This window comes from Flavobacterium sp. OHVDL-2026-0007 (genome assembly GCF_059882335.1).
Genome location: NZ_CM187612.1, coordinates 3,362,589 through 3,387,357, shown reverse-complemented (window position 1 = coordinate 3,387,357; position 24,769 = coordinate 3,362,589). Strand labels below are relative to the sequence as shown.

Below are 24,769 nucleotides of genomic sequence, written 5' to 3'. Positions count from 1 at the left end.
TTATGACAATAAAAGAAATACAAAACGAAATAATAGACGAATTCTCCATGTTCGATGACTGGATGCAACGTTACGAATATATCATCGAATTAGGAAAAAGCCTTCCTTTAATCAAAGAAGAGTACAAAACAGACGAAAACTTAATCAAAGGCTGCCAATCGAAAGTTTGGCTTCAAGGGGAACAAAAAGACGATCTAATTGTGTTCACTGCAGATAGTGATGCGATCCTTACTAAAGGAATCATTGCTATTTTAATTCGTACTTTTTCCAATCAAAAAGCTACCGATATCTTAAAAGCTGATGTTGATTTCATAGACGAAATTGGCCTAAAAGAACATTTATCCGCCACTCGTGCAAACGGATTGGTTTCGATGATCAAAAATATTAAAATGTACGCTTTGGCATTTGATTCAAAAAACAACTAGCCAGCGCTATAACGGGATAACAACCCATTCTCACCAAGACTTTTAATAAAGTCTAAACATAAAAATAAAAAATAAAATGGAACAAGAAATAGACACAAACGAATTAGGAGAATCTATTGTAAAGGTTTTAAAAAGCATTTACGATCCAGAGATCCCTGTAGATATTTACGAGTTAGGGTTAATTTACGATGTAATGGTCAATACCGATTACGAAGTAAAAATCTTAATGACTTTAACCTCTCCAAACTGTCCGGTTGCGGAAAGCTTACCAAGAGAAGTAGAAGAAAAAGTAAAAACTATCGAGCACATTAAAGATGTTGACGTAGAAATTACTTTTGACCCACCTTGGAGTAAAGACCTAATGAGTGAAGAAGCTAAGTTAGAATTAGGAATGCTTTAAAAATTTCTTTAGGCTTAAAGTTTCAAGTAACTTATCTTGAAACTTTAAACCTAAAACGAATATCTATTATGGAAGAAATAATCAATAAAGTAGCCAATAGCGCTTTAGAAGTTTTTGATCTTGAGGATTATTATCCTAAAGGAATGCGTGTGCAAATCGATATTTCACAATGGCTATTAGAAGGCTTTTTATTAAAAGAAAAAGACTTTAGAGCACATTTAAAAAACCATGATTGGTCACAATACCAAGATCAATATGTAGCTCTTCATTGCAGCACAGATGCCATTGTTCCAGCTTGGTCTTCTATTTTAGTCGCCGTATACCTTGCCCCTTATGCCAAAAAAGTTGTCAATGGAACCATCGAAGACTTAGAGGCTAGTTTATATGAAGAAATCTTAAGCAAGCTTGATTATTCTCTATATAAAAACAAAGCGGTAATCCTAAAAGGCTGTTCCAAAAAACCAGTTCCAATGCGCGCTTACATTTTAGCCACTATTTATTTGCAACCCTTTGCCAGAAGCATTATGTACGGAGAAGCTTGCTCTGCAGTGCCTTTATACAAAGAAAACAAGAAATAATCCCCATTTACAACTAGCCAACACAAGTCTTTTTAACAGTTTTTTAGTATATTTGTTCTTACACATACTAAACTAACTACCATGAAAAAGATAACGTTATTAGTCTTGATGTTGGTGAACTTTACTTTTGTTCACGCACAAAATTCTGAAAAAGAATTAATTCAAAACACCGAGAAAGCCGTAAAGAAACTAAAAGACACTATTGAGGGAGAAGGCTGGAAAAAGAAAGGGATTGTTTCCCTTCTACTAAATCAATCCAGTTTCAACAATTGGCTCGCTGGTGGTGAAGATAGTTTCTCAGGAACTTTAGGGATCAATTACGACTTCAACTACAAGAAAGACGATATCACCTGGGACAATAAGATATTAGCCTCTTATGGTCTTTTACAGACTAAAAATGCTGATTTTGCCAAGAAAACCGATGACCGTTTAGAGTTTAATTCAATCGCAGGAAAAAAAGCATTTGGCCAATGGTATTATTCCTACTTCCTAAACTTCCGAACTCAATTTTCAACGGGTTATATCTATGGAAAAGATCCAAATGGAAAAGAAATCAGAACAGAGTTCACCAAGTTTTTATCTCCGGGATACCTTACCACAGGTCCTGGTATTTACTGGACCAAGGATGACAATTTAAAAATAAACTTTGCTCCTCTAACTTCAAAATTCACTTTTGTAGACAGCGCCTACACCACTGGAATCAATCAATCAACAGGCTTACCCTATGTTGACGGAGATTATTTTGGAGTTGATGCCAACAAAAGCATGCGATATGAATTGGGTTTCTATGCCTCTGTTTATTACAAGCTTGCCCTAATGACAAACGTTACGGCCGAAAACACCTTGAATCTCTATTCTAACTACCTTGAAGACCCTCAAAATGTAGATATGGATTACTCCTTGAACATTATCATGAAAATCAACAAAGTTTTATCTGCAAATCTATCTTTCCAAGCCATTTATGACGATAATGCTTATCAAGGTTTTCAAACTAGGGAAGTCTTTGGTCTAGGAGTTAATTTCGGATTCTAATACCAACAGCTAATATAGGACATACTCATTTTAAAAATATGATAGCCTACCGTTAAAACAAAAAAAGAGCTTTTGAATCACTCAAAAGCTCTTTTTTTTTACTCCTCTTCTTTTTCTTCTTTTTCAATCGCATCCTTATAATCCGGATACAAAAATTTATTATAGGGGAATCGAGTAATATGAATTTGTCTTACCGCCTCATAAACTCTTTCTCTAAACTCTTCAAAATTTTCCTTTTGGGTGGCAGAAATAAACAAGGCCTTTTCTTCACCTAAACGATGCATCCAAGTTGTTTTCCATTCTTCAAGTGTATAATGACTCGGTGTTTTTTCGGTCATTAAATCATCTTCATCAATAGTCAAATGTTTATAGGCATCTATTTTATTAAATACCATAATCACTTGTTTATCATTTGCTTTAATATCAAGTAAAGTTTGATTCACAGAGGCAATATGATCTTCGAATTCAGGATGTGAAATATCCACTATATGCAACAACAAATCAGCTTCACGAACCTCATCAAGTGTACTCTTAAAAGAATCAACTAATTGAGTAGGCAATTTTCGAATAAAACCTACAGTATCGGAAAGCAAAAATGGCAAGTTTTTAATCACCACCTTACGAACTGTTGTATCTAAAGTGGCAAACAATTTATTTTCAACAAACACATCGCTTTTTCCAACGGCATTCATCAAAGTAGATTTTCCAACATTGGTATATCCGACCAAGGCCACACGAACCATTGCTCCACGATTACTACGCTGTACACCCATTTGCTTATCAATGGTCTTTATTTTCTCTTTCAATAACGCGATACGATCACGAACAATACGTCTATCGGTTTCAATTTCGGTTTCTCCAGGTCCACGCATTCCGATCCCCCCTTTTTGACGCTCTAAGTGAGTCCACATTCCTGAAAGTCTAGGCAATAAATATTGACATTGCGCTAATTCAACCTGCGTTCTAGCATAAGAAGTTTCAGCTCTTTGTGCAAAAATATCAAGTATAAGGTGGGTCCTGTCTAAAATTTTACAATCAATTATTTTAGAGATATTTTTTTGTTGTGAAGGCGACAATTCATCATCAAAAACCAGCGTAGAAATATTATTTTCCTTTACAAACAGATTAATTTCGTCAATCTTTCCTGTTCCTACAAAAGTCTTTGGATTTGGACGTTCCATCTTTTGCGTAAAGCGTTTCACAACTTCACCACCAGCGGTAAAAGTCAGAAACTCTAATTCGTCTAGATACTCGTTTAGTTTTTCCTCACTTTGGTTTTGAGTCACAATACCAACAATGGCTGTTTTTTCAAAATTTATAACTTCTTTTTCTAACATAGCTTTGAATAAGGTGCAAATTTAATGATTTGTAAGGTACTAAGCCTTATACAATTTCGTTTTTAAGTTCTTATTGGCAAATTATCATCTTCATCCAAAAACAAAACCATTTAAAAATATCCATAATTGAGTTCTTACTCTCAATTCACTAGCATTTTTAAATGGTTTCACTATAAGCCTTAAGCCTCTGGGTTTATTCGTAAATAAACGTCTTCTCTGTTTTTACGATTCCGTTTTCCTCCACTTGAGAACAAGAAATTGGAAAATTTAATTTATTGTATTTGTATTTTCTACTCACCCCAACCAATACTGTGGAGGAAGGACTAAAATTTAACTCGTTATTATAAGATATCGATTCAAAAGTAAACTCTTCTTCATGATAGGAAATCATCGGAACAATCACTTTATACTGATCACCAAATAAACTTTGAACAATTAAGGCATCTACCGATTTTTTGTCATCAAAAGTAAAGCTCTTAGAAATTTTATCTCCAACTAAACCTTTGTGTTTAATCACATTGTCGTTGGTATAAACGTATTCAATTTTGCCAATTATCTGCTTGTTTCTATCGCGAGAAGTACGTCTAACAATGATCCCATTTTCAACGATGTATTCGATATCATCAACCAAGTTCTGATGATTGGTGCTTTTTTTTGTAGTTACTTTAACTCTGGCTCCTTCGTAACCAAAAGTCACCACTTTTGTGATATAGTCAGGACCTTCCTGATATTTTTTTACAAATTTTGTAATGTTATCGTCAGCATCATAAGTATAATTGACCACTTCTTTCCAATCGCTTCCTACCTTATCTTTAACTGTTTTATCTAACAACCCTTTGGTATTATAGAAGAAATGCTGCACCACATCCGAAGTTGTTATGGTTTGAATTTTCCCTTCTTTAAATACCACTGTTTTGTTTACAATTTCACCATCTTTAGAGTTTTGGTAATTTGTTTTGACAATGTTTATTTGTTTTAATCGAACAGTTCCATTTTGGTCTTGGCTATGCAACAAGCACGGAAGTACCATCATAAGGATGGCCATAAAGTAGGTTTTCATGTAGTATTTGTATTAATTTGGGAAGACCAAAGTACAAAATTCCATCAAATTTTAACAGTTTCCAATCCAAAAACACCACACTATTCAATTAGTCCTTAAAAATCAGCCTTTTACTCCATTCTATCTTAAAAAAAACCAACCAAAAACTACCTTCCAAAGAGTGCTATTTAACAGGAGGCAAGAATACCATTTACCCCAATGAAGACACAAGAGGAAATCCCTAAACCGTTGGCCTAATTTTAGAAACCATAAAAGCAATTAAAACACCAAAAATTCCGATAAAAGCAAAAGAGAATTGCAGTCCAAAAGTTTCAGCTATATGACCAATCACAGGAGGTCCCATTAGAAACCCTAGAAAACTGACACTCGAAACAATTGTCAAAGCTTCACCAGGTGGTACTGAAGGATTTTTTCCAGCCAGACTATAGACCGTCGGCACAATAGTGGCAACCCCTAAACCAACCATCATAAAAGCAATTGTACAAGGAATAATATAAGGTAGAAAAACAGCTGTAAAAAGCCCAACCGAGATCATCACTCCGCTGATTTGCATCACCCGTTCACGACCAAATTTATTAATCATTCCATCACCTAAAAATCGTCCGCTGGCCATCATAATCATAAATGAAGTATAACCTAAAATCACTAAGGGGCCTGGCGCTTTTACGATATCTTTAAAGTAAACTCCACTCCAATCAAACATTACACCTTCGCTCGCCATACTACAAAATCCGATAATTCCCAACCAAATTAAAGTACGATCAGGCTTCACAAATAATTTTTTCTTTTCAGCTGTTTTATCTTTAATTTTTTCTTTGGCTTTGACCAAAAATTTAAAATTGAAGGCCACCATTAAAAGCACCACTCCGCCAACAATTAAGAAATGATCAAACGGAGATAATTTCAAAGCTAGCATTCCTAAACCTACCAATGCCCCTGAAAACCCAGCAAAGCTCCACATCCCATGAAAAGAAGACATAATGGTTTTCTTGAAAAGTACTTCGGTATAAACACCTTGTGTATTAACGGAAATATTGGCTAGATTTCCAAATAGCCCGAATAGAAACAAACCTAGTGACAATTGCAATGCTGACGTAGCTAAACCTAAATTGGCCAAGCACAATACATACATTATTAAAGAGAAAATTAAAATACGATGACTTCCAAACTTGGTCACCATTTTACCAGAAAAAGGCATAATCACTAATTGCCCCATTGGGAGTGCAAAAAGTATAGACCCCAAATCTCCTTCAGTTAAATTCAAAGCCGTTTTAATGTCAGGAATCCTACTGGCCCAGGTAGCAAAACTTAACCCCATTCCGAAATAAAACATTCCCACAGCAAAACGAATTCTACTGAGATAGGAAGCTTTAGCTTCTCTGTAAACTTTTTTAATTTTTCCTTTGGTTTGAAAAAGAGCTAGTGGATTGAAGTCTATCAAAATTGAGGTGTTTTGAGTTTGATACTATAAAGATACAAAAAAGCACCTTTATAGACCATCAAACCCTTTTACTACCTCTACATACAACGTTATTGTTTATAATATTGTTTATAACTTGATCACCTTTTGTTGGCCGTGACTCGCAATTGCTGCTTCTATAATCTGCATCACTTTCACACCATCTTGTGCCGTAACAGGCTCTTTTTTATTCTGTGTAACTGCATCGTAAACACCATCAAAAAACGAAAAATAGTTCCCTTGAAGGGTATCCACATTTTCCCTAATGGTTTTACCCTCAACTTCAGTATGTAAAAGTCCTTTTAAATCTTCCGCTTCTGTTCCCCAAGATTCAAGGTTCGGTTTTTTTCCGAGTTTTAAATCATCTTCTTGAACATCACCGCGGGCTTTTAAGAAAGATCCCTTTTTACCGTGAATGGTATAAGCAGGATTCGCTTCCCTAACAAAAAAGCCCGCTTTTAGACGCACTCTAAAATCATCGTAAATCAACAATAAATCAATCCAATCATCTACTAAGGAGTTCTCCCTTGTCGTACGAATATCTGCAAAAACAGCTTTGGGAGAACCAAATAAACAAACCGCTTGATCAATTAAATGCGGTCCCAAATCTTTCAAAACTCCTGCCCCATCATTGGCCGTTTCTTTATGTGCTTTAGCACTCAACAAGGGATTGTATCGGTCAAAATGAAATTCCGCTTCGATCAGATCTCCCAAGACACCTTCTTTAATTATTTTTTGAACAGTTTTAAAATCACTATCCCACCTACGGTTTTGAAAAACAGCTAATTTCAATCCTTTTTCTTTGGCGATTGCCGCTAATTCCTCTGCCTCAGCAACAGTAGTAGTAAAAGCCTTCTCTACTACAGCATGTTTTCCGGCCAACAATACCTTTTTCGCATATTCATAATGTGTTCCTACCGGCGTATTGACAATTACCAGATCAACATCATCAGCCAATAATGCCTCAATAGATGGGTAACTTTTTACGGTTGGATAATCTTCTTGAATCAACTTTTTACTTCTTTCCCAAGAACCCAATAATTCAAATCCGGGATGAATATCCAAAAAAGGAGCGTGAAAAACTTTCCCTGACATTCCGTATGATAATAGTGCTGTTTTTATTTTTTGCATTTTGTATGGTGGTATTTATTTTTATAAACCCGCAAGGTCTAAGTTATGAGTAACTGTTATTTTTTACTTCAGAAAGCGCAAGCCTAACCTCCTATCTTTACATCGCTAGTTACAACGATAAATACAAGACGATCCGATTTACGTCTGAAAGACATATTTTTTAATATTGAAAAAGGCTTGCTTATATTTTAGCTCGTTCGTATTGCTTTGGCCATTGAATATCGTCATTTAACTCTGTAGCGAACTTTAAAGGCAAATTAGGATTTCTTAGGGATTCTCTAGCAAACAAAATCAAATCAGCTTGACCCGCTGCTAAAATAGCTTCGGCTTGCTTTGCTTTTGTAATCAATCCAACTGCCCCTGTTAAAATCGAGGCTTCCTTTTTGACCTTAGTCGCAAAAGGAACTTGATAATTGGGCTGCAATGGAATTTGCTGATGTGATACTAACCCTCCTGAGGAAACATCAATTAAATCTATTCCCTTTTCTTTTAGAATTAACGCTAGTTTTACGGACTCTTCAGGACTCCATCCTCCTTCCGCCCAGTCGGTTGCAGAAATACGAACAAATAGAGGTAAATCCGTAGTCCATTCTGCTTTTACGGCTTCAACGATTTCAAGAGTCAATCGAATGCGATTTTCAAAACTTCCTCCATATTCATCTGTTCTAACATTGGTTAAAGGTGATAAAAACTGATGCAACAAATAGCCATGTGCTGCGTGTATCTCCATTACCTGATAACCCGCTTCCACTGCTCTTTTAGTCGCAGTTTGAAAATCAGCTATCACCTTATGTATACCCTTTATATCTAAAGCCACAGGAAGAAAAGGTTCGTTTTCATGATAAGCGATAGCGCTTGCCGCTACCGTTTGCCATCCCCCTTGGGTGGCCCCTAATTTTTGATTACCCAACCACGGAGCCGAAACGCTTGCTTTTCGTCCAGCATGCGCCAACTGAATTTCAGGAATTGCATTTTGTGAAACGATAAATTCGTTGATGGTTTTTAACTTTTCAATGTGTTCATCTTTCCAGATTCCCAAATCAGCAGGAGATATTCTAGCTTCTGGAGAAACTGCTGTAGCTTCTTGAATAATCAATCCAACACCACCGCTTGCACGGCTACCCAAGTGCACCAAATGCCAATCATTTGCGAATCCGTCGATGGCCGAATACTGGCACATGGGCGAAATAACGATTCTATTCTTTAGGGTGATTCTTTTTATGGTAAGAGGAGAAAATAATAATGAACCCATACTGTAACATTTAGTGGTTTTGCACTACCTATTAATAAGGGTAGCGTTAAGAATAGTAAAGTTACGGCATCTTGTTAAAAGTAGAAATCTAAATTTTATTAATTAACAAACATTTAAAACCTTAAGTATTATATTGCGCTATCAAATTAAAATAGAAACGTTACTTTTGTGCGTTAAATTAAGAACTAAAAATACAAAATGGATATAGTTATCAAGCTCTCTCAATTTCTATTGAGTTTATCATTACTTATTATTCTTCACGAATTAGGACACTTTATTCCTGCAAAACTATTTAAAACAAGAGTCGAAAAATTCTACTTATTTTTTGATGTTAAATACTCTTTACTAAAAAAGACAATAGGAGGAACCGAATACGGAATCGGATGGTTGCCTTTGGGAGGTTATGTAAAAATCTCAGGAATGATCGACGAAAGTATGGATAAGGAACAAATGGCACTCCCTCCTCAACCTTGGGAATTCCGTTCAAAACCCGCTTGGCAACGTTTGATCATCATGTTGGGTGGTGTTACCGTTAACTTTATACTAGCGTTTGTTATCTATATCGGAATGGCATTTGCTTATGGTGATACCTATATAGCCAATACCGACTTAAAAGATGGGGTTCTAATCCAGAATCCAGCTATGATTAAAGCTGGTTTTAAAACAGGAGATAAAATCATTTCTATAGACGGCAAAAAAGTTGAGAATTTTGATTCCGATATGAACATAAATGTAATCATGTCTAAACAAGTTGTGATTGAAAGAAATGGACAGCAACAAACTATAAATATCCCTAATGATTTTGTTGATCAGTTATCAAAACATGAAAAAGGATTATTAGTTGGTATTCGTGTCCCTTTTGCAATTGCAGGCGTTACCGAAGATTCTCCAAATCAGAATCTGAAAGCAAAAGACATTGTTGTTAGCCTTAATGGTGAACAAGTAAAATATTTCGACCAGGCAAAATCTATCTTAGAAAGCAATAAAGGCAAAGTAATCCCTGCAGTGGTTTTACGCGATCTAAAAGAAACACCTATAACATTGAAAATTACGGCCGACGGAACCCTAGGTATAAACCGTGGCGGCTTGGATATAAAATCACTTGAAAAACTAGGCTACTATAAAGTGAGTACTAAAAACTACAGTTTCTTTGAATCAATTCCGGTTGGACTAGAAAAAGGTAAGGATCAATTAGTGGGTTACGGAAAACAACTTAAAATGATTTTCAACCCAGAAACAAAAGCATACAAGCAAGTAGGTGGTTTTGCCGCAATTTTCAACATTTTTCCTAATACTTGGAGCTGGGAAACCTTCTGGTCTATCACGGCATTATTGTCAATTATGCTTGGAGTAATGAACTTATTGCCAATTCCTGCCCTTGATGGTGGTCATGTGATGTTTTTATTATACGAAATCATTAGCGGAAGAAAACCAAGCGACAAATTCCTAGAAAACGCTCAAATGGTTGGTTTCGTTCTACTTATAACATTGCTTTTATTCGCCAATGGAAACGATATCTACAAAGCGATTGTCGGTAAGTAAATTTTTTAAAAAAAAGTGCTAAAAAGTTTTTGAGAAAGTAAAAAATCCTCTATATTTGCACTCGCTAAAAAGAACAACATCTTCCTCCTTAGCTCAGTTGGTTAGAGCATCTGACTGTTAATCAGAGGGTCCTTGGTTCGAGCCCAAGAGGGGGAGCAACTTTTTTTTAGCAAACATATTTACCTTTAAGGTGATTCCTTCTTAGCTCAGTTGGTTAGAGCATCTGACTGTTAATCAGAGGGTCCTTGGTTCGAGCCCAAGAGAGGGAGCTTTCAAAAAAAGACTATCATAACGATAGTCTTTTTTTTGTTTATAAAACAAGGTAAAATTCAAATCGAATTACATTTTATTTTTTTTTGCTCTCATATACCTTCATCATCTCATCTGCCTTCTCCATTTGACCAAGGCCTTTTAACGACTGAGCGTATCGATAATAACACACCGTCTCTAAAGCTGCATCTGTTTCAAGCAACTCCGCATAATATTTAACGGCCGCACTTAAATTTCCATCAAAATAAGACTTATCAGCTACTTTCCTTAGCATATCTATAGATCGATACCCTTTATCCAAAACCTTCTCATAGGTATTCACTACATTCACACTAACTGACTTCACAGGATTCAAACCAACTGACTTGGCAGTAGTCACACCAGCAGCTTTCTTCGTATTCACATTAGCTGACTTTGCTGACTTGGTCGTATTCACAGCAACTGACTTATCCGCATTCGCACTAGTAGACTTCACTGTATTGGCACCAACTAGCTTCTTAGCTGTAACACCAACCAACCCATCAGCTTGCATACTAACTGACTTTTCAACATTCATGTTTGCAGACTTAACCGCATTAGAAGATACAACCATCGGAATACTAACTTGGTTAACCGTCACTACATCGGCAACAATAGTAGACTTTACTTCTATGTCCTTCTCCGTAGCCTTCAGCTTTGACTTCCCGTATACAGGAATCACCTTTCTAGTATTATTAGGTCCTAAATCATTAGCATCTACCAATTCTATTCTCGAAACTTCATATGTAGTCACTCTTTGTCCTGAAGCCGTATTCACTACCTCCTCCACTTTATAAGACACGATGACACGATCATCTTTAGGCACTCTGCCCAACTTTGAAGTAACTTTCTCTTTTAACTCGCTAATAGGAACACTATTGCTACCCTGACCAAAACAGCTAAAAGAAAAAATACTTGAAATGGCAATAAAAGGGATTATATAAGTTCTCATAATGGTTTGATTAACTTACTTAAACCGCAAAGATACCCTTTGCTCGCTCTTTTCTTTTATTCGTCCCGTAAACAACCCCAAAAGACGTTAAACTGCAGTTTTTTAAATCCCACCAGATCCAAAACAAACATTCACTATAGAAAAAGAAAAAAACTGATTACTTTCCCTTCCTGTCTTCATCACATCAAAATTCAACCATAAAAAATGGCGCTACAATTAATTGCAGCGCCATTTTTTTTATTTCAAAATCCGTTTAGACTTAAACTCCTAGTTTTTTAGCAATGTCAGATGGAATTCCACCTTTGTTCACCATCAAAGCTGTTGTTTTGTACTTCACGAAATTTTTAGTTACAAACAAAAATCCTTTGTAGTCGTTTGTCTCTCCCCAAGAATTCTTTACGATGTAATATTCTTTTCCAGTTTGATCTTTAGCTAAACCGATAATATGCATACCATGATCATCCGTTGTCGTGTAATTATCAAAGGCTGTCTGACGCATTTCTGCCGTAATCTCTGGCTCTGCTTTTGGTCCGTTGAACATATCAGCTTTTTCTTCAGCGGTCATCTCATCAAATTTCTTTGTCGGAACATAAGCAACACCATTTTTCCAACTAAAACTCTTCTCACTAACATCAGTAGCCCAAGCTACAGTATATCCTTTTTTCAAAGCATTATCAATAACATCTGTCATATCATTCACCTTTACATTGTATACTTGATCAAATGACCAGTTATCCGGCACAGCCATCATTGTTTTTTGGTAATATGGCGCTGTAGTAAAAGACGACATTTCGATATATTCATCAGGATTAATCCCTACTACTTCCTTAGCAAAAGTCTGTGGTGTATAATTCTTCCCTTTGTATGCAAAATTTTCAGGTACATTTCCTAAATAAGAATCAATAACTGCAGCATATGCTTTTTTCCAGTTTGGCGTTAATTCTCCATTTGGATTTTTTACAACAGCCGACAAAACTCCTTCAATAAGGGCCGCCATTTCTCCAAATTTATTTTTGTCTGTTCCGTAATTCAATCCAGTATATACTTCTCTAGGAACAGTTCCATATTTTTTATACATATTAATTACATCATGCAATGCTCCTCCGTCACCTAAAGAAACAGCACCATGCATACGTACATAATTAATCCCTTTTTCAACATACACGTTTCTTGCTGAGAAAATTTGAGACAACTCTACTGGTTGTTTCCCTAAACGAATCATCTCCGATTCTAAAAATGAATTTGTTGAATAACTCCAACATGTTCCTGAAGAACCTTGTAATTTTACAGAAGTTGTTCCTAAATTAATTTCTTCCGTGAATTTAAAGTTTTCTTTACTTTTTTCGCTTGCATTAAGTTTTAGCGAATTCACCAGAATGTCTTGTGCAAAACAGCTCGTAGCTCCAACAAAAAACACCGAAGCAGCAAGTACTGATTTGATAGAAAATGTATTCATAATAATTATTTAATGTTTTGATAAATTAGTAGTGTAATTTACTTTTTTGTTACAAAACAATTAAATATAATATAATTTGTGGGGTCCAAAACAGTTAATTTTTTCTTAATATTTAAAAACACCCCATCTATCAATACAAAAACCGCAACAGTTCAAACTATTGCGGCTTTTTAAGTTTAAAAATTTATGCGTTAATTTCCTATAGATTCAATACAACTAATCACACTAACTGGCCTGATCACTTCTACCACACTCCTTTTATTTGGAATTTAATCCCTTAAAGCAAAACTGCCTTTTAAAAAAGCACCGGGTTCTCCTAGTCTCACCCAATAAAATAACCCTCAACTATTTATTCCAAAACTATCGCTTTGCCAAATCAGGAGGAAAGCCAGTCAATATCTTTTTGATCGCATCTCCAATAAATTTCTCTGGATTTTTTGGCCTACTATCAATTTGAGCATTACCTATTCCCTGCCAAATCAACTTTCCTGTTCTTGTAGATACTATATCAATCACAAGAGAGCCGTCTACATAATTATAGGTGTCGAATCTCGTATTAACCCCACCCATCATAGGACTGACTCCCCAGTATCTATAAGGTCGGTACATACCACCATAGCCATAAAAATCAGAGTTGGCAGTAACCGCTGTTTTATTTTTCAAGATCGTAACGGCATTTATCATTAGATCCGGATTTCTTCCCGACTCCACAAACCCCTTCGCGATCATTTCATTACGAATCGAATTCAATATACGATCAGCATTTAATTGACTAATTTGACCACTCTGTGCTTTTAAATCATAAACTGCAAAAGTCCTAAACTCTCCAAATCTCACCTCTGGATCAAAGTCAGTTGTTACCCTTACCGTAGGTGAACAACCATAAACAAAAACCAGTAACAATAAAGTAACTAGACGAAAACACCTTCTTTTATTATTCATTTTTACAGGATTTAAATTAGTAACTAAAAACTTTGCCTAAACCATTAAGATATCGACTACATCATAAACGACGAGACAACAACATTTTAACACACCTTAAAGATAAATATTTTTAGGCCACCAATTAAACAATTACTAAAATTCTTACTTAATCTACTTCCTATAGCACGAACAAAACAAAACCTATAGAACGCAAAAAAGCCATTCGACGTATCGAATGGCTTTTCATAGTATCTTAAGAAAACTAGTCTATTTCAGAAACTCTCATGGTATTCACCATTCCTTTATCTTTAATCGGCATTGCCGCAAGGTTGATCAAATAATCTCCTTTTACAACATATCCTTTTTCTCTAGCAATTTCGTTAACGTCTGTAACGGTATCATCAGTACTTTCGTCTTTATCATAAAAGAATGATTTTACTCCCCATAATAAGTTCAGTTGAGTTAAAATTCTTTTGTTTGAAGTAAATACTAAAATATGTGCAGATGGTCTCCAAGCAGAAATTTGGAAAGCAGTGTAACCACTATTAGTAAGTGTGCAAATTGCTTTTGCTTTGATCTCATTTGCTAATAAAGCAGCTTGGTGACAAACTGTTTTAGTAATAAAACGTTTTGTTTTAATTTGCGGTGTGTTTTGTGGCACATTGATTAGCGGAGAATCTTCAACAGCCTCACAAATTTGTGTCATTCTTTGAATTACCTGTACCGGATAGTTTCCTGTAGCAGTTTCTCCAGACAACATTACAGCATCAGCACCATCCATTACAGAGTTTGCAACGTCGTTTACTTCCGCTCTTGTTGGTGTTAAACTTGTGATCATCGTTTCCATCATCTGTGTAGCCACAATAACTGGAATTCTAGCTGTTTTAGCTCTACGAATCAAATCTTTTTGAACTAATGGCACTTCATGCGCTGGAAGCTCAACTCCTAAATCTCCACGAGCTACCATCAATGCATCGCAATAAGCGATAATCTTATCAATGTTCTCTAAAGCTTCAGGCATTTCAATTTTAGCAACAATCGGAATTTTATAATCCGAATGTTTGTCTATCAATTCTTGTAAGTCTTGTAAGTCACGAGGCGTTTTTACAAACGAAAGTGCAATCCAATCCACTTTTTGCTCAATAGCAAAAATAGCATCAGCAATATCTTTTTCAGTTAAAGCTGGTAATGAAATTTTAGTATTAGGAAGATTAACTCCTTTTTTAGATTTCAACTCTCCACCTTGAATTACCTTAGCAACAACTTCTGTTTTTTTATCTGTAGAAATAATTTCAAAAATCAGCTTACCATCATCCAATAAAATTCTTTCTCCTGGATTTACATCATTTGGAAAATTTTGATATTTCATGAATACTTTTTGAGCTGTTCCGATAATATCTTCAGCAGTTGTAAAAGTGATTAAATCACCATCATTAACTACTGTACCTTCTTCCATTACCCCAACTCTAAGCTTAGGACCTTGTAAATCCCCAAGAATTGCTGTAGTGTAACCAAACTCATCATTTAGACCTCTAATAATATCGATTTTCTCCTTAACACCTTCGTAATCAGCATGCGAAAAATTGACTCTAAACACATTAACCCCTGCCTCAATCATATCCTTTATAATCTCTCTCGTACTACATGCAGGCCCAAGTGTAGCTACAATTTTGGTTTTCTTGTTTGTTAACATTTTTTTTAAAAAATTAGATTGTTTTTTGATTTTATTTTATTGGTATCTACAGCATAAATAGCCGCGATACTTTCTATTAAATTTAGTTGTTGCTGAATTTCTGAAAAATCGATCACCTCTTCCCCATTCTCAATTTTGAGGAAAAAATCTACTTTTTTGAATTCAGGAAGTAAATGAATTGTTGTTGAAACCTCACTTGGTTCATTGGAAAACAAATTCTGAGAATCATTTTTACTCACTGAAATGATCTCATTTTTATTCTGAATCAAATTCCACGAAATGGCATTTTCGGAATCATAATAATAGAATCTAGAAAAATTTACCTCACCGTCTTTTGTTTGAGCATGAATCTCGTTTTTGCTCTTACTTAAGTTTATCGGTAGGCCTTTATTGATAAAATAGGCTAATCTATAATCTTCTAATGAAGTATGTATTGCCAATAAATAATAATCAATTTCGTCGAATTCGTCTAAATCCAATCTATGAATCGCCATGTCATGAAAAATCAAGGTGTAAATATACCATTTCTATCGGAGCATCTATAGTGAAGTCCTGCATGTTTTTGTTAATTTATAAACGAAAACGTTATAGCCTTAAGAAAGTTACGCTAATTCTACAGTTATTTCTTGTCTATTTTCTCTTGAAATGCAAAATAAGCTCTTTGTGATGCTTTTTCCTCTGCCTTCTTTTTTGAAGTTGCTCTTGCTCTTGCAATTACTTTATCGTCTATACTTAGCTTTACACCAAATAGACGTTGTCCATCAATACCGTTATCTTCAAAAATATCATAATGAAAAATTCTCTTTTCTTTTTGACACCATTCGATAACCAGACTTTTATAGCTAATTACTTTACCCTCGAGTCGGGCAATATCTACATAAGGGGTAATGACTCTCTTTTGAATAAACTTTTCACAAAAAGGATATCCTTTATCCAAATAGATCGCACCAATAAGAGATTCAAAAATATTTCCATGAATATTTTCGCCAAAATGCTGAATAGGCACTTTGCTTTCAACGAAACGAACTAAATTGAGATCTTTACCCAATTCATTCAAATGTTCGCGACTAACAATTTTAGAGCGCATTTTAGTCAAATAACCCTCATCTCCCGTAGGCGCTTTATTAAATAAATGAGCGGCAATAACCGCACTCAACATCGCATCTCCTAAAAACTCTAATCGTTCATAGTTAATGGCATGACCATCCACATCTACTTTATTTGACGACCTATGTGTAAAAGCTTTCTTATAAAAATCAATTGAAACAGGCTCAAAACCAAGTATTTTCTGAATAGTGTCAAAAAAAATCCCGTCTTCTTGAGAACGGGATTTAGAAAATATTTTTTTGATAATATTCATATACCGAATTAATCAACTAACTTTTTAAACAATACACAAGCATTGTGTCCACCAAAACCGAACGTGTTACTCATCGCAACATTAACTTCTCTTTTTTGAGGCTTATTTAAAGTAAGATTTAATGCTGGATCAATCTTCTCATCCACAACTGTGTGATTAATTGTTGGAGGAACAATACCGTGTTGCATCGCTAAGATTGAAGCAATTGCCTCAATAGCTCCAGCAGCACCTAATAAGTGTCCTGTCATTGATTTAGTTGAGTTAATGTTGATGTTTTTTGCATGAGCACCAAAAACAGCGCTAATTGCTTTCAATTCAGCAACATCTCCTAGAGGTGTAGAAGTTCCGTGAGTGTTAATGTGATCAACATCTTCAGGAGTCATTCCAGCATCTCTTAATGTATTTTTCATCACCGCAATAACTCCAATTCCTTCTGGATGTGGCGCTGTTAAGTGATAAGCATCAGATGACATTCCGCCTCCACCTACTTCACAGTAAATTTTAGCTCCTCTTGCTTTAGCATGTTCATAATCCTCAAGAACCAACGCTCCTGCTCCTTCTCCTAAAACGAAACCATCTCTAGTTGCATCAAAAGGTCTTGAAGCCGTTTCTGGGCTTTCGTTTCTTGTTGATAAAGCATGCATCGAGTTAAAACCTCCCATACCAGCAATGGTAATAGCAGCTTCTGAACCACCTGATATAATAACATCACACATCCCTAAACGGATGTAGTTAAAAGCATCGATTAATGCATTTGCAGAAGATGCACATGCAGAAACGGTAGTATAATTTGGACCCATATACCCATTACGCATCGAAATGTGTGCTGGTGCAATATCGGCAATCATTTTAGGAATAAAGAACGGATTGAATTTTGGTGTTCCGTCTCCTTTAGCATAATACATTACCTCCTCTTGAAAAGTCTCCAAACCTCCAATTCCAGCTCCCCAGATAACACCAACTCTTGTTTTATCGATATTATCATTAGTTAGACCAGCATCTTTAATAGCTTCGTCACTAGCCGCAACAGCATATTGAGCGAATTTGTCTAATCTTCGAGATTCTTTACGATCCATAAAATCTTCAATATTGAAGTTTTTTACTTCACAGGCAAATTTCGTTTTATGCTTTTCTGTATCATAATATGTGATAGGAGCGGCTCCGCTAACCCCATTCACAAGTGCATTCCAATATTCTTGGATATTATTCCCGATAGGAGTAAGAGCACCTAATCCTGTTACAACAACTCGCCTTAATGCCATAAATATGTATTTTGTACTTTAAACAAATAAAACCCACGCTTTCTTAACTGTACTATTTACTTAAGAGCCATGGGCATTACAATATAAATATATCTTTTTGATTGAGAACCAATCTAAATTTAAATATTAAAAAAATAATAACACCCGATCTTTAAAAAATTTCAAAAATCAAAAAAAACAAAATCCAAAATTGGAATTTGGAATTTCAAAAATTGGGATTTTTAGAAATCGGGTGCAGTATTATTATTTTTTAGCTTCTTCGATATAAGAAATAGCTTGACCAACAGTAGCAATGTTTTCTGCTTGATCGTCTGGAATTTGAATATCAAATTCTTTTTCGAATTCCATAATAAGCTCAACAGTGTCTAATGAGTCAGCTCCTAAATCATTAGTGAAGCTTGCTTCTGTTACAACTTCGTTTTCGTCAACACCTAATTTGTCTACGATAATCGCTTTTACTCTTGATGCAATGTCTGACATAATCTTTAATTTTAGAATTTAATTTGTTGGCAAAAATAAAAAACTTTATTTTAAAACCACGATTTAGTTTATAAATGTAACACTAATTTATAAAATTAATTTCAAGAAAGCTGTTTTAAAGCTATTTATTTTCGATTTTTATTCCGTTTTTTGCATTCTCAAAATAAATTTGATTATGAAAAAAATTATTGTTTTTGCCTCAGGATCAGGAACTAATGCTGAAAACATTATAAAACATTTTGCAAAAAGCAAAATTGCAAAAGTGGTTTCCGTATTTACCAACAACGCTTCAGCAAAAGTCATCGAAAGAGCAAAAAATCATCAAATTTCGGCTGAAATCTTCTCTAAAAACGAACTTTTAGAACGAAACGTACTACAAAAAATACAGGAAATCGACCCAGATCTGATAGTTCTAGCAGGTTTTCTATTAAAATTCCCAGAAAACATCATTGCGAACTATCCTGATAAAATAATCAACATACATCCGGCTCTTTTACCAAGCTATGGAGGAAAAGGAATGTATGGTATGCACATACACAGGGCAGTAGTCGAAAACAAAGAAAAAGAAACCGGAATAACCATCCATTTTGTAAATGAAAATTACGACGAAGGAGCAATCATTTTTCAGAAAAGTGTCGCTTTAAATAATGAGGACACCCCAGAAACGGTAGCCGAAAAGATTCACGAACTAGAACAAAAGTATTTTCCAGAAATTATCTCGAGATTACTAGAAGATTAAGCTTACAAAAAAAACAATACGTCTTGAAAAGATACCGACCGTATCTTTTCAAGACACTTACATTAATTAGATCACTTAAGAAATACGTTAAGACGAAAGCCTTACTCCTCTTATAGGACTAACAAAATTCAAAATGACGCAACACGAAGTACATATATATACAGATGGCGCAGCAAAAGGAAATCCTGGAAACGGCGGATACGGCGTGGTGATGGAATTGGTTGGTACACCACATAAAAAAGAATTTTACGAAGGTTTCCGGCTTACCACCAATAACAGAATGGAACTTTTAGCGGTAATTGTTGGTCTGGAAAAACTCAAGAACCCAAACATGAGAGTTTTGGTCATTTCAGACTCCAAGTACGTCATCGATTCCGTGGTAAAAAAATGGGTTTTCGGCTGGGAGAAAAAAGGATACGTTGGAAAGAAAAATCCCGATTTATGGAAACGGTTTTTAATCATATACCGCAAACACCAAGTCGATTTTAAATGGGTAAAAGGCCACAACAATCATCCTCAAAACGAGCGCTGTGACGAGTTAGCCGTAATGGCTGCTTTACAGAAGAATCTTTCTGTTGATGTTTACTATGAAACCATCGGTTCAAAGTCATAAACAAGTAACGCGTCAAAAACAATAGTTTTCGACGCGTTATTATCGTTATTAAAGGCACTAACTTAAACGATAATTACTCTTTATCTAAGTCTTTGGCCTTACTATATCCTGCAAGCAAACCAACACCTGCCATAATAAAAATGATGGACGGATAAACTGCAGAACCCTCTAAAGAAGTATAAGTTGTAATCAGCAAAGCCACAAAAAGCCCAACTCCACTTCCAATTAATACAAAGGCCAAGTTCAAAACAAATACTTTCCAGGCCGGAACACCTTTTCCATTTCCTTTTAAAAAGATACTCGCATCAACACCTTTCTCTATCAAAGCCAAACGCTCTCTATTTCTTGTTGAATAAATAAGATAGACAATCCCAAAGATCATCAGAAACATACTAATTGGTATTAAAATTTGTGGTCCCATATTTTTTACTATTTAATTGATTGATACTCCATATGACGAAACAACTTTAATTCAGGTTACAGATTTTATTAAAAAAAAATAAATTAATTTTATTGTAACCTAAGTAACTTCCTTGACGTCCTATAACATTATGAGTACATTAAGCGATCAACATTATATCGATAAAATTATACAAGGTGAGACAGCTGCATTTGCCGTGTTGGTCGATCGCTATAAGGATATGATCTTCACTTTGGGACTCAAAATGATCAAAAACAGAGAAGAAGCAGAAGAAGTTGCACAAGATACTTTTATTAAAATTTACAACTCTCTGAACAAGTTTAAAGGCGATTCGAAATTTTCAACTTGGATCTACAAAATCGCTTACAATACGTGTTTAGATCGCTTAAAGAAAAACAAAAAAGAGGACAACAACATTTCCATTGATGAATTTTCGGCACATTTAATCAAAACAATGGATAATGCTTTAAGTGCCTTAGAAGAAAAAGAACGAAAGCAAACGATTCAGAATTGTTTGAATTTATTGCCAAGTGAAGAGAATTTCTTACTCACTTTATTTTATTTTGAAGATCAGAATTTAGAAGAGATAGGAAAAATCATGAGCATTACGGCCAACAATGTAAAAGTAAAACTATTTAGAAGCCGACAAAAATTAGCTGTAATTTTGAAAAAGCAATTAGAACCAGAAATACTAGAGTGTTATGAAAGAGAGCGATAAAAATATAGAAAATCTAATTGATAAAATGATGTCCGAAAATACTTTGGAATCACCATCTATTGACTTTACTTCAAAAATAATGACTCAGGTTCTCATAGCCGAAAAAAGTAAAATCAAAACCTACAAACCGCTAATTTCGAAAACGACTTGGCTGCTTATTGGCTCTAGCGTAATAGCCATGACCGTTTATTCTATGCTTTCCAATAATGAGGTTTCCAATTTAGAAATAGCTCAATTATACTCAGAGAAAGCCTCTAGTCTATTTTCAGGAATACACTTTTCTAAAAATATAGGTTATGCCCTTCTAATAGTTCCCTTTATGATTTTAGTTCAAATTGGCCTTTTGAAGAATTATTTTGATAAAAAGTATGAATTGTAGCATTTCTTTATCAAGAATTACTCCCGTATACTATTTAAGTATTTTTCCGAATAAAGGTTTGTTATTTAAAGAGAAAAAACATATTTTAATCCCTTTCAACAGCCAAATACAAACCACTCATTTACAATAGTTTTAACCCTAAAAACGGCCTTGTTTTTTTATGAAAATTTTGAGAACCTAAACCGTTGCAATATTGCAACTTATGGACTATCTTTGCACCCTAATTCGAAATTCATAAAATGAATAAATTATTGATTGTTGGAACGGTTGCTTTCGACGCTATCGAAACTCCTTTCGGAAAAACAGATAAAATTTTAGGTGGTGCTGCAACGTACATTGGTTTATCTGCATCATTTTTTAACCTACAATCGGCCATTGTTTCCGTAGTTGGTGACGATTTTCCTCAAGAACATTTAGATTTATTAACTTCAAAAAATATTGATATCTCAGGTATCGAAATTGTAAAAGGTGGAAAAACTTTTTTTTGGAGCGGTTTGTACCACAACGATTTAAATTCTAGAGACACTTTAGTAACGGAGTTAAACGTTTTGGCTGATTTCCAACCAAAAGTTCCTCAGAACTATAAAGATGCTGATATTGTGATGTTAGGAAACTTACATCCATTAGTTCAAAGCAGCGTTTTAGATCAAATGGAGAAAAAACCAAAATTAGTAGTTTTAGACACTATGAACTTTTGGATGGACTGCGCATTACCTGAATTATTGGACGTAATTAAACGTGTAGACGTTATTACAATCAACGATGAAGAAGCAAGACAACTTTCTGGAGAATATTCTTTAGTAAAAGCAGCAAACAAAATCCAAGAATTGGGACCAAAATATGTGGTGATCAAAAAAGGAGAGCACGGAGCACTTTTATTCCACAATAGAGAAGTGTTTTTTGCACCAGCATTACCATTAGAAGATGTTTTTGATCCAACAGGAGCTGGAGACACTTTTGCAGGTGGTTTCTCAGGATTCATTGCACAAAGCGAAAACATCTCGTTTAACAATATGAAAAATGCGATCATTTACGGCTCTAATTTAGCTTCATTTTGTGTGGAGAAATTTGGAACTCAAAGAATGGAAACATTAAGTAAAGCTGAAGTTGCGATTCGATTACAACAGTTTAAGACGTTAACTCAGTTTGACATAGAAATATAATGCCCTAAAGCCTCGATAAAACGGGGCTTTTTTTATTACGTTATTACGCACAACTTACAAAACAACACAAATACAAAAAAAAATGAGCGACGCTTTAAAACACGAATGTGGTATAGCCTTAGTTAGACTTCTTAAACCGCTTGAATATTACAAAGAAAAATACGGTACTGCCTTTTACGGGATACAAAAAATGTATCTTATGATGGAAAAACAGCACAACCGTGGTCAGGATGGTGCAGGTTTTGCAAGCATCAAATTAGATGTTGAGCCGGGCGAACGCTATATCAGCAGAGTACGTTCCAATCATGCACAACCGATACAAGATGTTTTCAAACAAATCAATGAGCGTATCAATGAAGAGATGACTACTCATCCTGAATATGCAGATGATGTTGCACAGCAAAAAGCGAACATTCCTTATATTGGCGAATTATTTTTAGGTCACGTTCGTTACGGTACTTTCGGTAAAAACAGCATCGAAAGCGTACATCCTTTTTTACGTCAAAGTAATTGGATGCACCGTAATTTAATATTAGCGGGTAACTTTAACATGACTAATGTTAAAGAGCTTTTCAATAATCTAGTTGAACTTGGTCAACATCCAAAAGAAATGGCTGACACCGTTACGGTTATGGAAAAAATTGGTCACTTCTTAGATAAAGAAGTAATGCAACTTTACCAAGACTGTAAACAAGAGGGCTATTCTAAAAGAGAAGCTTCACCAGTGATCGCAGACCGCCTAGATATCGCAAAAATCTTAACTCGTTCAGCAAAAAACCTAGACGGTGGTTATGCAATGGCCGGTTTATTAGGTCATGGAGATGCCTTTGTTTTTAGAGATCCAGCTGGAATTCGTCCTGCTTATTTTTATCAAGATGACGAAGTTGTAGTCGTAGCTTCTGAAAGACCAGTAATACAAACTGTATTTAACGTTCCATTTGAAAGCGTTCAGGAAATCGAACCAGGAAACGCTTTGATTATCAAAAAGAGCGGAAAAGTATCGATGGAGCAAATTTTAGAACCAACAGTTAAGAAAGCTTGTTCTTTTGAAAGAATCTATTTCTCAAGAGGAAGTGATGCTGAAATATACCAAGAACGTAAAAACTTAGGAAAACTAATTTTACCTGCAGTTCTAGATTCAATTGATAGCGACACAGACAACACTGTTTTTTCTTATATCCCAAATACCGCTGAAACCTCCTTTTATGGTTTAGTAGAAGCGGCACAAGATTTCTTGAACCAAAGAAAGAACAATTATATTTTAGCCAACAGAAACACACTTACAGCTGAAACATTACAAGAATTATTAGCCGTAAAAATCCGTACTGAAAAAGTCGCTATTAAAGATGCTAAGCTTAGAACCTTTATTACCGAAGACAGTAGTAGAGATGATCTAGTAGCACACGTTTACGATGTAACCTACGGAGTAATCAAACCAACTGACAATTTGGTTATTATAGACGACAGTATTGTTCGTGGTACAACTCTAAAAATGAGCATCATTAAAATGATGGATCGTTTAAACCCTAAGCGTATCGTAATCGTTTCATCAGCACCACAAATTCGTTACCCAGATTGTTACGGAATTGACATGGCAAAGCTAGAAGGACTTGTTGCTTTTAGAGCTGCTTTGGCTTTATTAAAAGAAAGAAACCTATATCATATAGTAGATGAAGTATACGCTAAATGTAAAGCACAAGAAGACTATCTAGATAGTGATGTTGTCAATTATGTTACGGCTATTTACGATCAATTTGCGCCACAGGAAGTTTCAGATAAAATTGCAGAGATGCTAAGTTCTCCTGAAATCAAAGCTGAAGTTAAAATCATTTTCCAAACGGTTGAAGATTTACATACAGCTTGCCCTAAAAATCTAGGTGATTGGTATTTCACAGGAGACTATCCTACACCGGGTGGAAACCGTGTAGTAAACAGAGCATTTATCAATTTTTACGAAGGAAAAGACGCAAGAGCGTATTAAAGAAATACTAACAAAAGGTTAATTTGTGCATTTAATCGATTTTTTATGCCGTTCATCCTATATGTTTGGCAAAATCGGAATGCTATAATACTTTTGACTCACCATAACATTAGTAGGTTAAGTT

Annotated in this window: 25 protein-coding genes and 2 tRNA genes; 13 read left to right on the top strand and 14 right to left on the bottom strand. The window is 35.1% G+C overall.

Annotation, left to right across the window (positions count from 1 at the left end; genetic code table 11):
- Nucleotides 1-2 precede the first annotated feature (2 nt).
- The 4 genes from AC51AA_RS13870 (at nt 3) to AC51AA_RS13855 (ending at nt 2,435) form a co-directional block, all read left to right on the top strand.
- Nucleotides 3-425, top strand: coding sequence for a SufE family protein (locus tag AC51AA_RS13870; RefSeq protein ID WP_500702825.1), 423 nt, complete (start codon nt 3-5; stop codon nt 423-425).
- A 76-nt stretch (nt 426-501) separates the two neighbouring features.
- Complete coding sequence (locus AC51AA_RS13865; protein ID WP_042564763.1) at nt 502-825, top strand: SUF system Fe-S cluster assembly protein; 324 nt, start codon at nt 502-504, stop codon at nt 823-825.
- A 68-nt stretch (nt 826-893) separates the two neighbouring features.
- Complete coding sequence (locus AC51AA_RS13860) at nt 894-1,403, top strand: DUF2480 family protein (RefSeq protein ID WP_500702824.1); 510 nt, start codon at nt 894-896, stop codon at nt 1,401-1,403.
- 81 nt (nt 1,404-1,484) lie between these two features.
- A complete protein-coding gene (locus tag AC51AA_RS13855) occupies nt 1,485-2,435 on the top strand; it encodes a DUF3078 domain-containing protein (protein WP_500702823.1) in 951 nt (316 codons plus the stop codon).
- A 98-nt stretch (nt 2,436-2,533) separates the two neighbouring features.
- Here AC51AA_RS13855 and hflX read toward each other — a convergent pair whose 3' ends face one another.
- The 5 genes from hflX to AC51AA_RS13830 all read right to left on the bottom strand — a co-directional run bounded on the left by hflX (nt 2,534) and on the right by AC51AA_RS13830 (nt 8,674).
- On the bottom strand, nt 2,534-3,772 hold the full coding sequence (hflX, locus tag AC51AA_RS13850; RefSeq protein ID WP_500702822.1) for a GTPase HflX: 1,239 nt from the start codon (nt 3,770-3,772) through the stop codon (nt 2,534-2,536).
- A gap of 193 nt (nt 3,773-3,965) precedes the next feature.
- Nucleotides 3,966-4,832 (bottom strand): hypothetical protein, encoded by an 867-nt coding sequence (locus AC51AA_RS13845; RefSeq protein ID WP_500702821.1) that lies wholly within the window; start codon nt 4,830-4,832, stop codon nt 3,966-3,968.
- Between the two features lie 220 nt (nt 4,833-5,052).
- Nucleotides 5,053-6,273 (bottom strand): MFS transporter, encoded by a 1,221-nt coding sequence (locus AC51AA_RS13840; RefSeq protein ID WP_500702820.1) that lies wholly within the window; start codon nt 6,271-6,273, stop codon nt 5,053-5,055.
- 108 nt (nt 6,274-6,381) lie between these two features.
- The gene (locus AC51AA_RS13835) at nt 6,382-7,422 is read right to left on the bottom strand and encodes a Gfo/Idh/MocA family oxidoreductase (RefSeq protein WP_500702819.1); all 1,041 of its coding nucleotides are present in this window, start codon (nt 7,420-7,422) and stop codon (nt 6,382-6,384) included.
- Between the two features lie 181 nt (nt 7,423-7,603).
- Nucleotides 7,604-8,674 carry an NADH:flavin oxidoreductase/NADH oxidase gene (locus AC51AA_RS13830; protein WP_500702818.1) on the bottom strand — a complete coding sequence of 357 codons (1,071 nt, stop codon included), beginning with the start codon at nt 8,672-8,674 and terminating at the stop codon, nt 7,604-7,606.
- A gap of 198 nt (nt 8,675-8,872) precedes the next feature.
- Here AC51AA_RS13830 and rseP point away from each other — a divergent pair, with 198 nt between their 5' ends.
- The 3 genes from rseP to AC51AA_RS13815 all read left to right on the top strand — a co-directional run bounded on the left by rseP (nt 8,873) and on the right by AC51AA_RS13815 (nt 10,485).
- Nucleotides 8,873-10,216, top strand: coding sequence for an RIP metalloprotease RseP (gene rseP, locus AC51AA_RS13825; protein WP_500702817.1), 1,344 nt, complete (start codon nt 8,873-8,875; stop codon nt 10,214-10,216).
- 82 nt (nt 10,217-10,298) lie between these two features.
- Nucleotides 10,299-10,372: transfer RNA gene (locus tag AC51AA_RS13820), tRNA-Asn, on the top strand.
- Between the two features lie 39 nt (nt 10,373-10,411).
- Nucleotides 10,412-10,485 (top strand) — tRNA-Asn (locus AC51AA_RS13815).
- A gap of 77 nt (nt 10,486-10,562) precedes the next feature.
- On the opposite strand, the gene AC51AA_RS13810 is transcribed toward AC51AA_RS13815, so the two are convergent.
- The 8 genes from AC51AA_RS13810 to AC51AA_RS13775 form a co-directional block, all read right to left on the bottom strand.
- Nucleotides 10,563-11,456, bottom strand: coding sequence for a hypothetical protein (locus AC51AA_RS13810; protein ID WP_500702816.1), 894 nt, complete (start codon nt 11,454-11,456; stop codon nt 10,563-10,565).
- Nucleotides 11,457-11,715: 259 nt separating this feature from the next.
- Nucleotides 11,716-12,912, bottom strand: a complete 1,197-nt coding sequence (locus AC51AA_RS13805; protein WP_500702815.1) for a C1 family peptidase — start codon at nt 12,910-12,912, stop codon at nt 11,716-11,718.
- A gap of 360 nt (nt 12,913-13,272) precedes the next feature.
- Nucleotides 13,273-13,854, bottom strand: a complete 582-nt coding sequence (locus AC51AA_RS13800; protein WP_500702814.1) for a DUF4136 domain-containing protein — start codon at nt 13,852-13,854, stop codon at nt 13,273-13,275.
- A gap of 244 nt (nt 13,855-14,098) precedes the next feature.
- Nucleotides 14,099-15,529, bottom strand: coding sequence for a pyruvate kinase (pyk, locus tag AC51AA_RS13795; protein WP_500702813.1), 1,431 nt, complete (start codon nt 15,527-15,529; stop codon nt 14,099-14,101).
- A 5-nt stretch (nt 15,530-15,534) separates the two neighbouring features.
- The gene (locus AC51AA_RS13790; RefSeq protein ID WP_500702812.1) at nt 15,535-16,023 is read right to left on the bottom strand and encodes an IPExxxVDY family protein; all 489 of its coding nucleotides are present in this window, start codon (nt 16,021-16,023) and stop codon (nt 15,535-15,537) included.
- Nucleotides 16,024-16,148: 125 nt separating this feature from the next.
- The gene (rnc, locus tag AC51AA_RS13785) at nt 16,149-16,889 is read right to left on the bottom strand and encodes a ribonuclease III (RefSeq protein ID WP_500702811.1); all 741 of its coding nucleotides are present in this window, start codon (nt 16,887-16,889) and stop codon (nt 16,149-16,151) included.
- Between the two features lie 8 nt (nt 16,890-16,897).
- On the bottom strand, nt 16,898-18,151 hold the full coding sequence (gene fabF / locus AC51AA_RS13780; protein ID WP_500702810.1) for a beta-ketoacyl-ACP synthase II: 1,254 nt from the start codon (nt 18,149-18,151) through the stop codon (nt 16,898-16,900).
- A 243-nt stretch (nt 18,152-18,394) separates the two neighbouring features.
- On the bottom strand, nt 18,395-18,631 hold the full coding sequence (locus AC51AA_RS13775) for an acyl carrier protein (protein ID WP_007137004.1): 237 nt from the start codon (nt 18,629-18,631) through the stop codon (nt 18,395-18,397).
- 175 nt (nt 18,632-18,806) lie between these two features.
- Here AC51AA_RS13775 and purN point away from each other — a divergent pair, with 175 nt between their 5' ends.
- Nucleotides 18,807-19,370: a phosphoribosylglycinamide formyltransferase gene (gene purN, locus AC51AA_RS13770; RefSeq protein WP_500702809.1), complete on the top strand. Its 564-nt coding sequence runs from the start codon at nt 18,807-18,809 to the stop codon at nt 19,368-19,370.
- Nucleotides 19,371-19,503: 133 nt separating this feature from the next.
- Complete coding sequence (gene rnhA / locus AC51AA_RS13765; protein ID WP_500702808.1) at nt 19,504-19,983, top strand: ribonuclease HI; 480 nt, start codon at nt 19,504-19,506, stop codon at nt 19,981-19,983.
- Between the two features lie 73 nt (nt 19,984-20,056).
- Here rnhA and AC51AA_RS13760 read toward each other — a convergent pair whose 3' ends face one another.
- Entirely contained in the window at nt 20,057-20,404 is a 348-nt protein-coding gene (locus AC51AA_RS13760) for a DUF6249 domain-containing protein (RefSeq protein ID WP_500702807.1), read from the bottom strand.
- A 130-nt stretch (nt 20,405-20,534) separates the two neighbouring features.
- Between AC51AA_RS13760 and AC51AA_RS13755 the strand changes: the two genes are divergently transcribed.
- The 4 genes from AC51AA_RS13755 to AC51AA_RS13740 all read left to right on the top strand — a co-directional run bounded on the left by AC51AA_RS13755 (nt 20,535) and on the right by AC51AA_RS13740 (nt 24,645).
- Nucleotides 20,535-21,122 carry an RNA polymerase sigma factor gene (locus AC51AA_RS13755; protein ID WP_500702806.1) on the top strand — a complete coding sequence of 196 codons (588 nt, stop codon included), beginning with the start codon at nt 20,535-20,537 and terminating at the stop codon, nt 21,120-21,122.
- Complete coding sequence (locus tag AC51AA_RS13750) at nt 21,106-21,501, top strand: hypothetical protein (RefSeq protein WP_500702805.1); 396 nt, start codon at nt 21,106-21,108, stop codon at nt 21,499-21,501. Before AC51AA_RS13755 ends, AC51AA_RS13750 begins: the two co-directional genes overlap by 17 nt.
- Nucleotides 21,502-21,740: 239 nt before the next feature.
- A complete protein-coding gene (locus AC51AA_RS13745; protein WP_500702804.1) occupies nt 21,741-22,664 on the top strand; it encodes a PfkB family carbohydrate kinase in 924 nt (307 codons plus the stop codon).
- An 82-nt stretch (nt 22,665-22,746) separates the two neighbouring features.
- On the top strand, nt 22,747-24,645 hold the full coding sequence (locus tag AC51AA_RS13740) for an amidophosphoribosyltransferase (protein WP_500702803.1): 1,899 nt from the start codon (nt 22,747-22,749) through the stop codon (nt 24,643-24,645).
- The last annotated feature ends 124 nt before the right edge of the window (nt 24,646-24,769 follow it).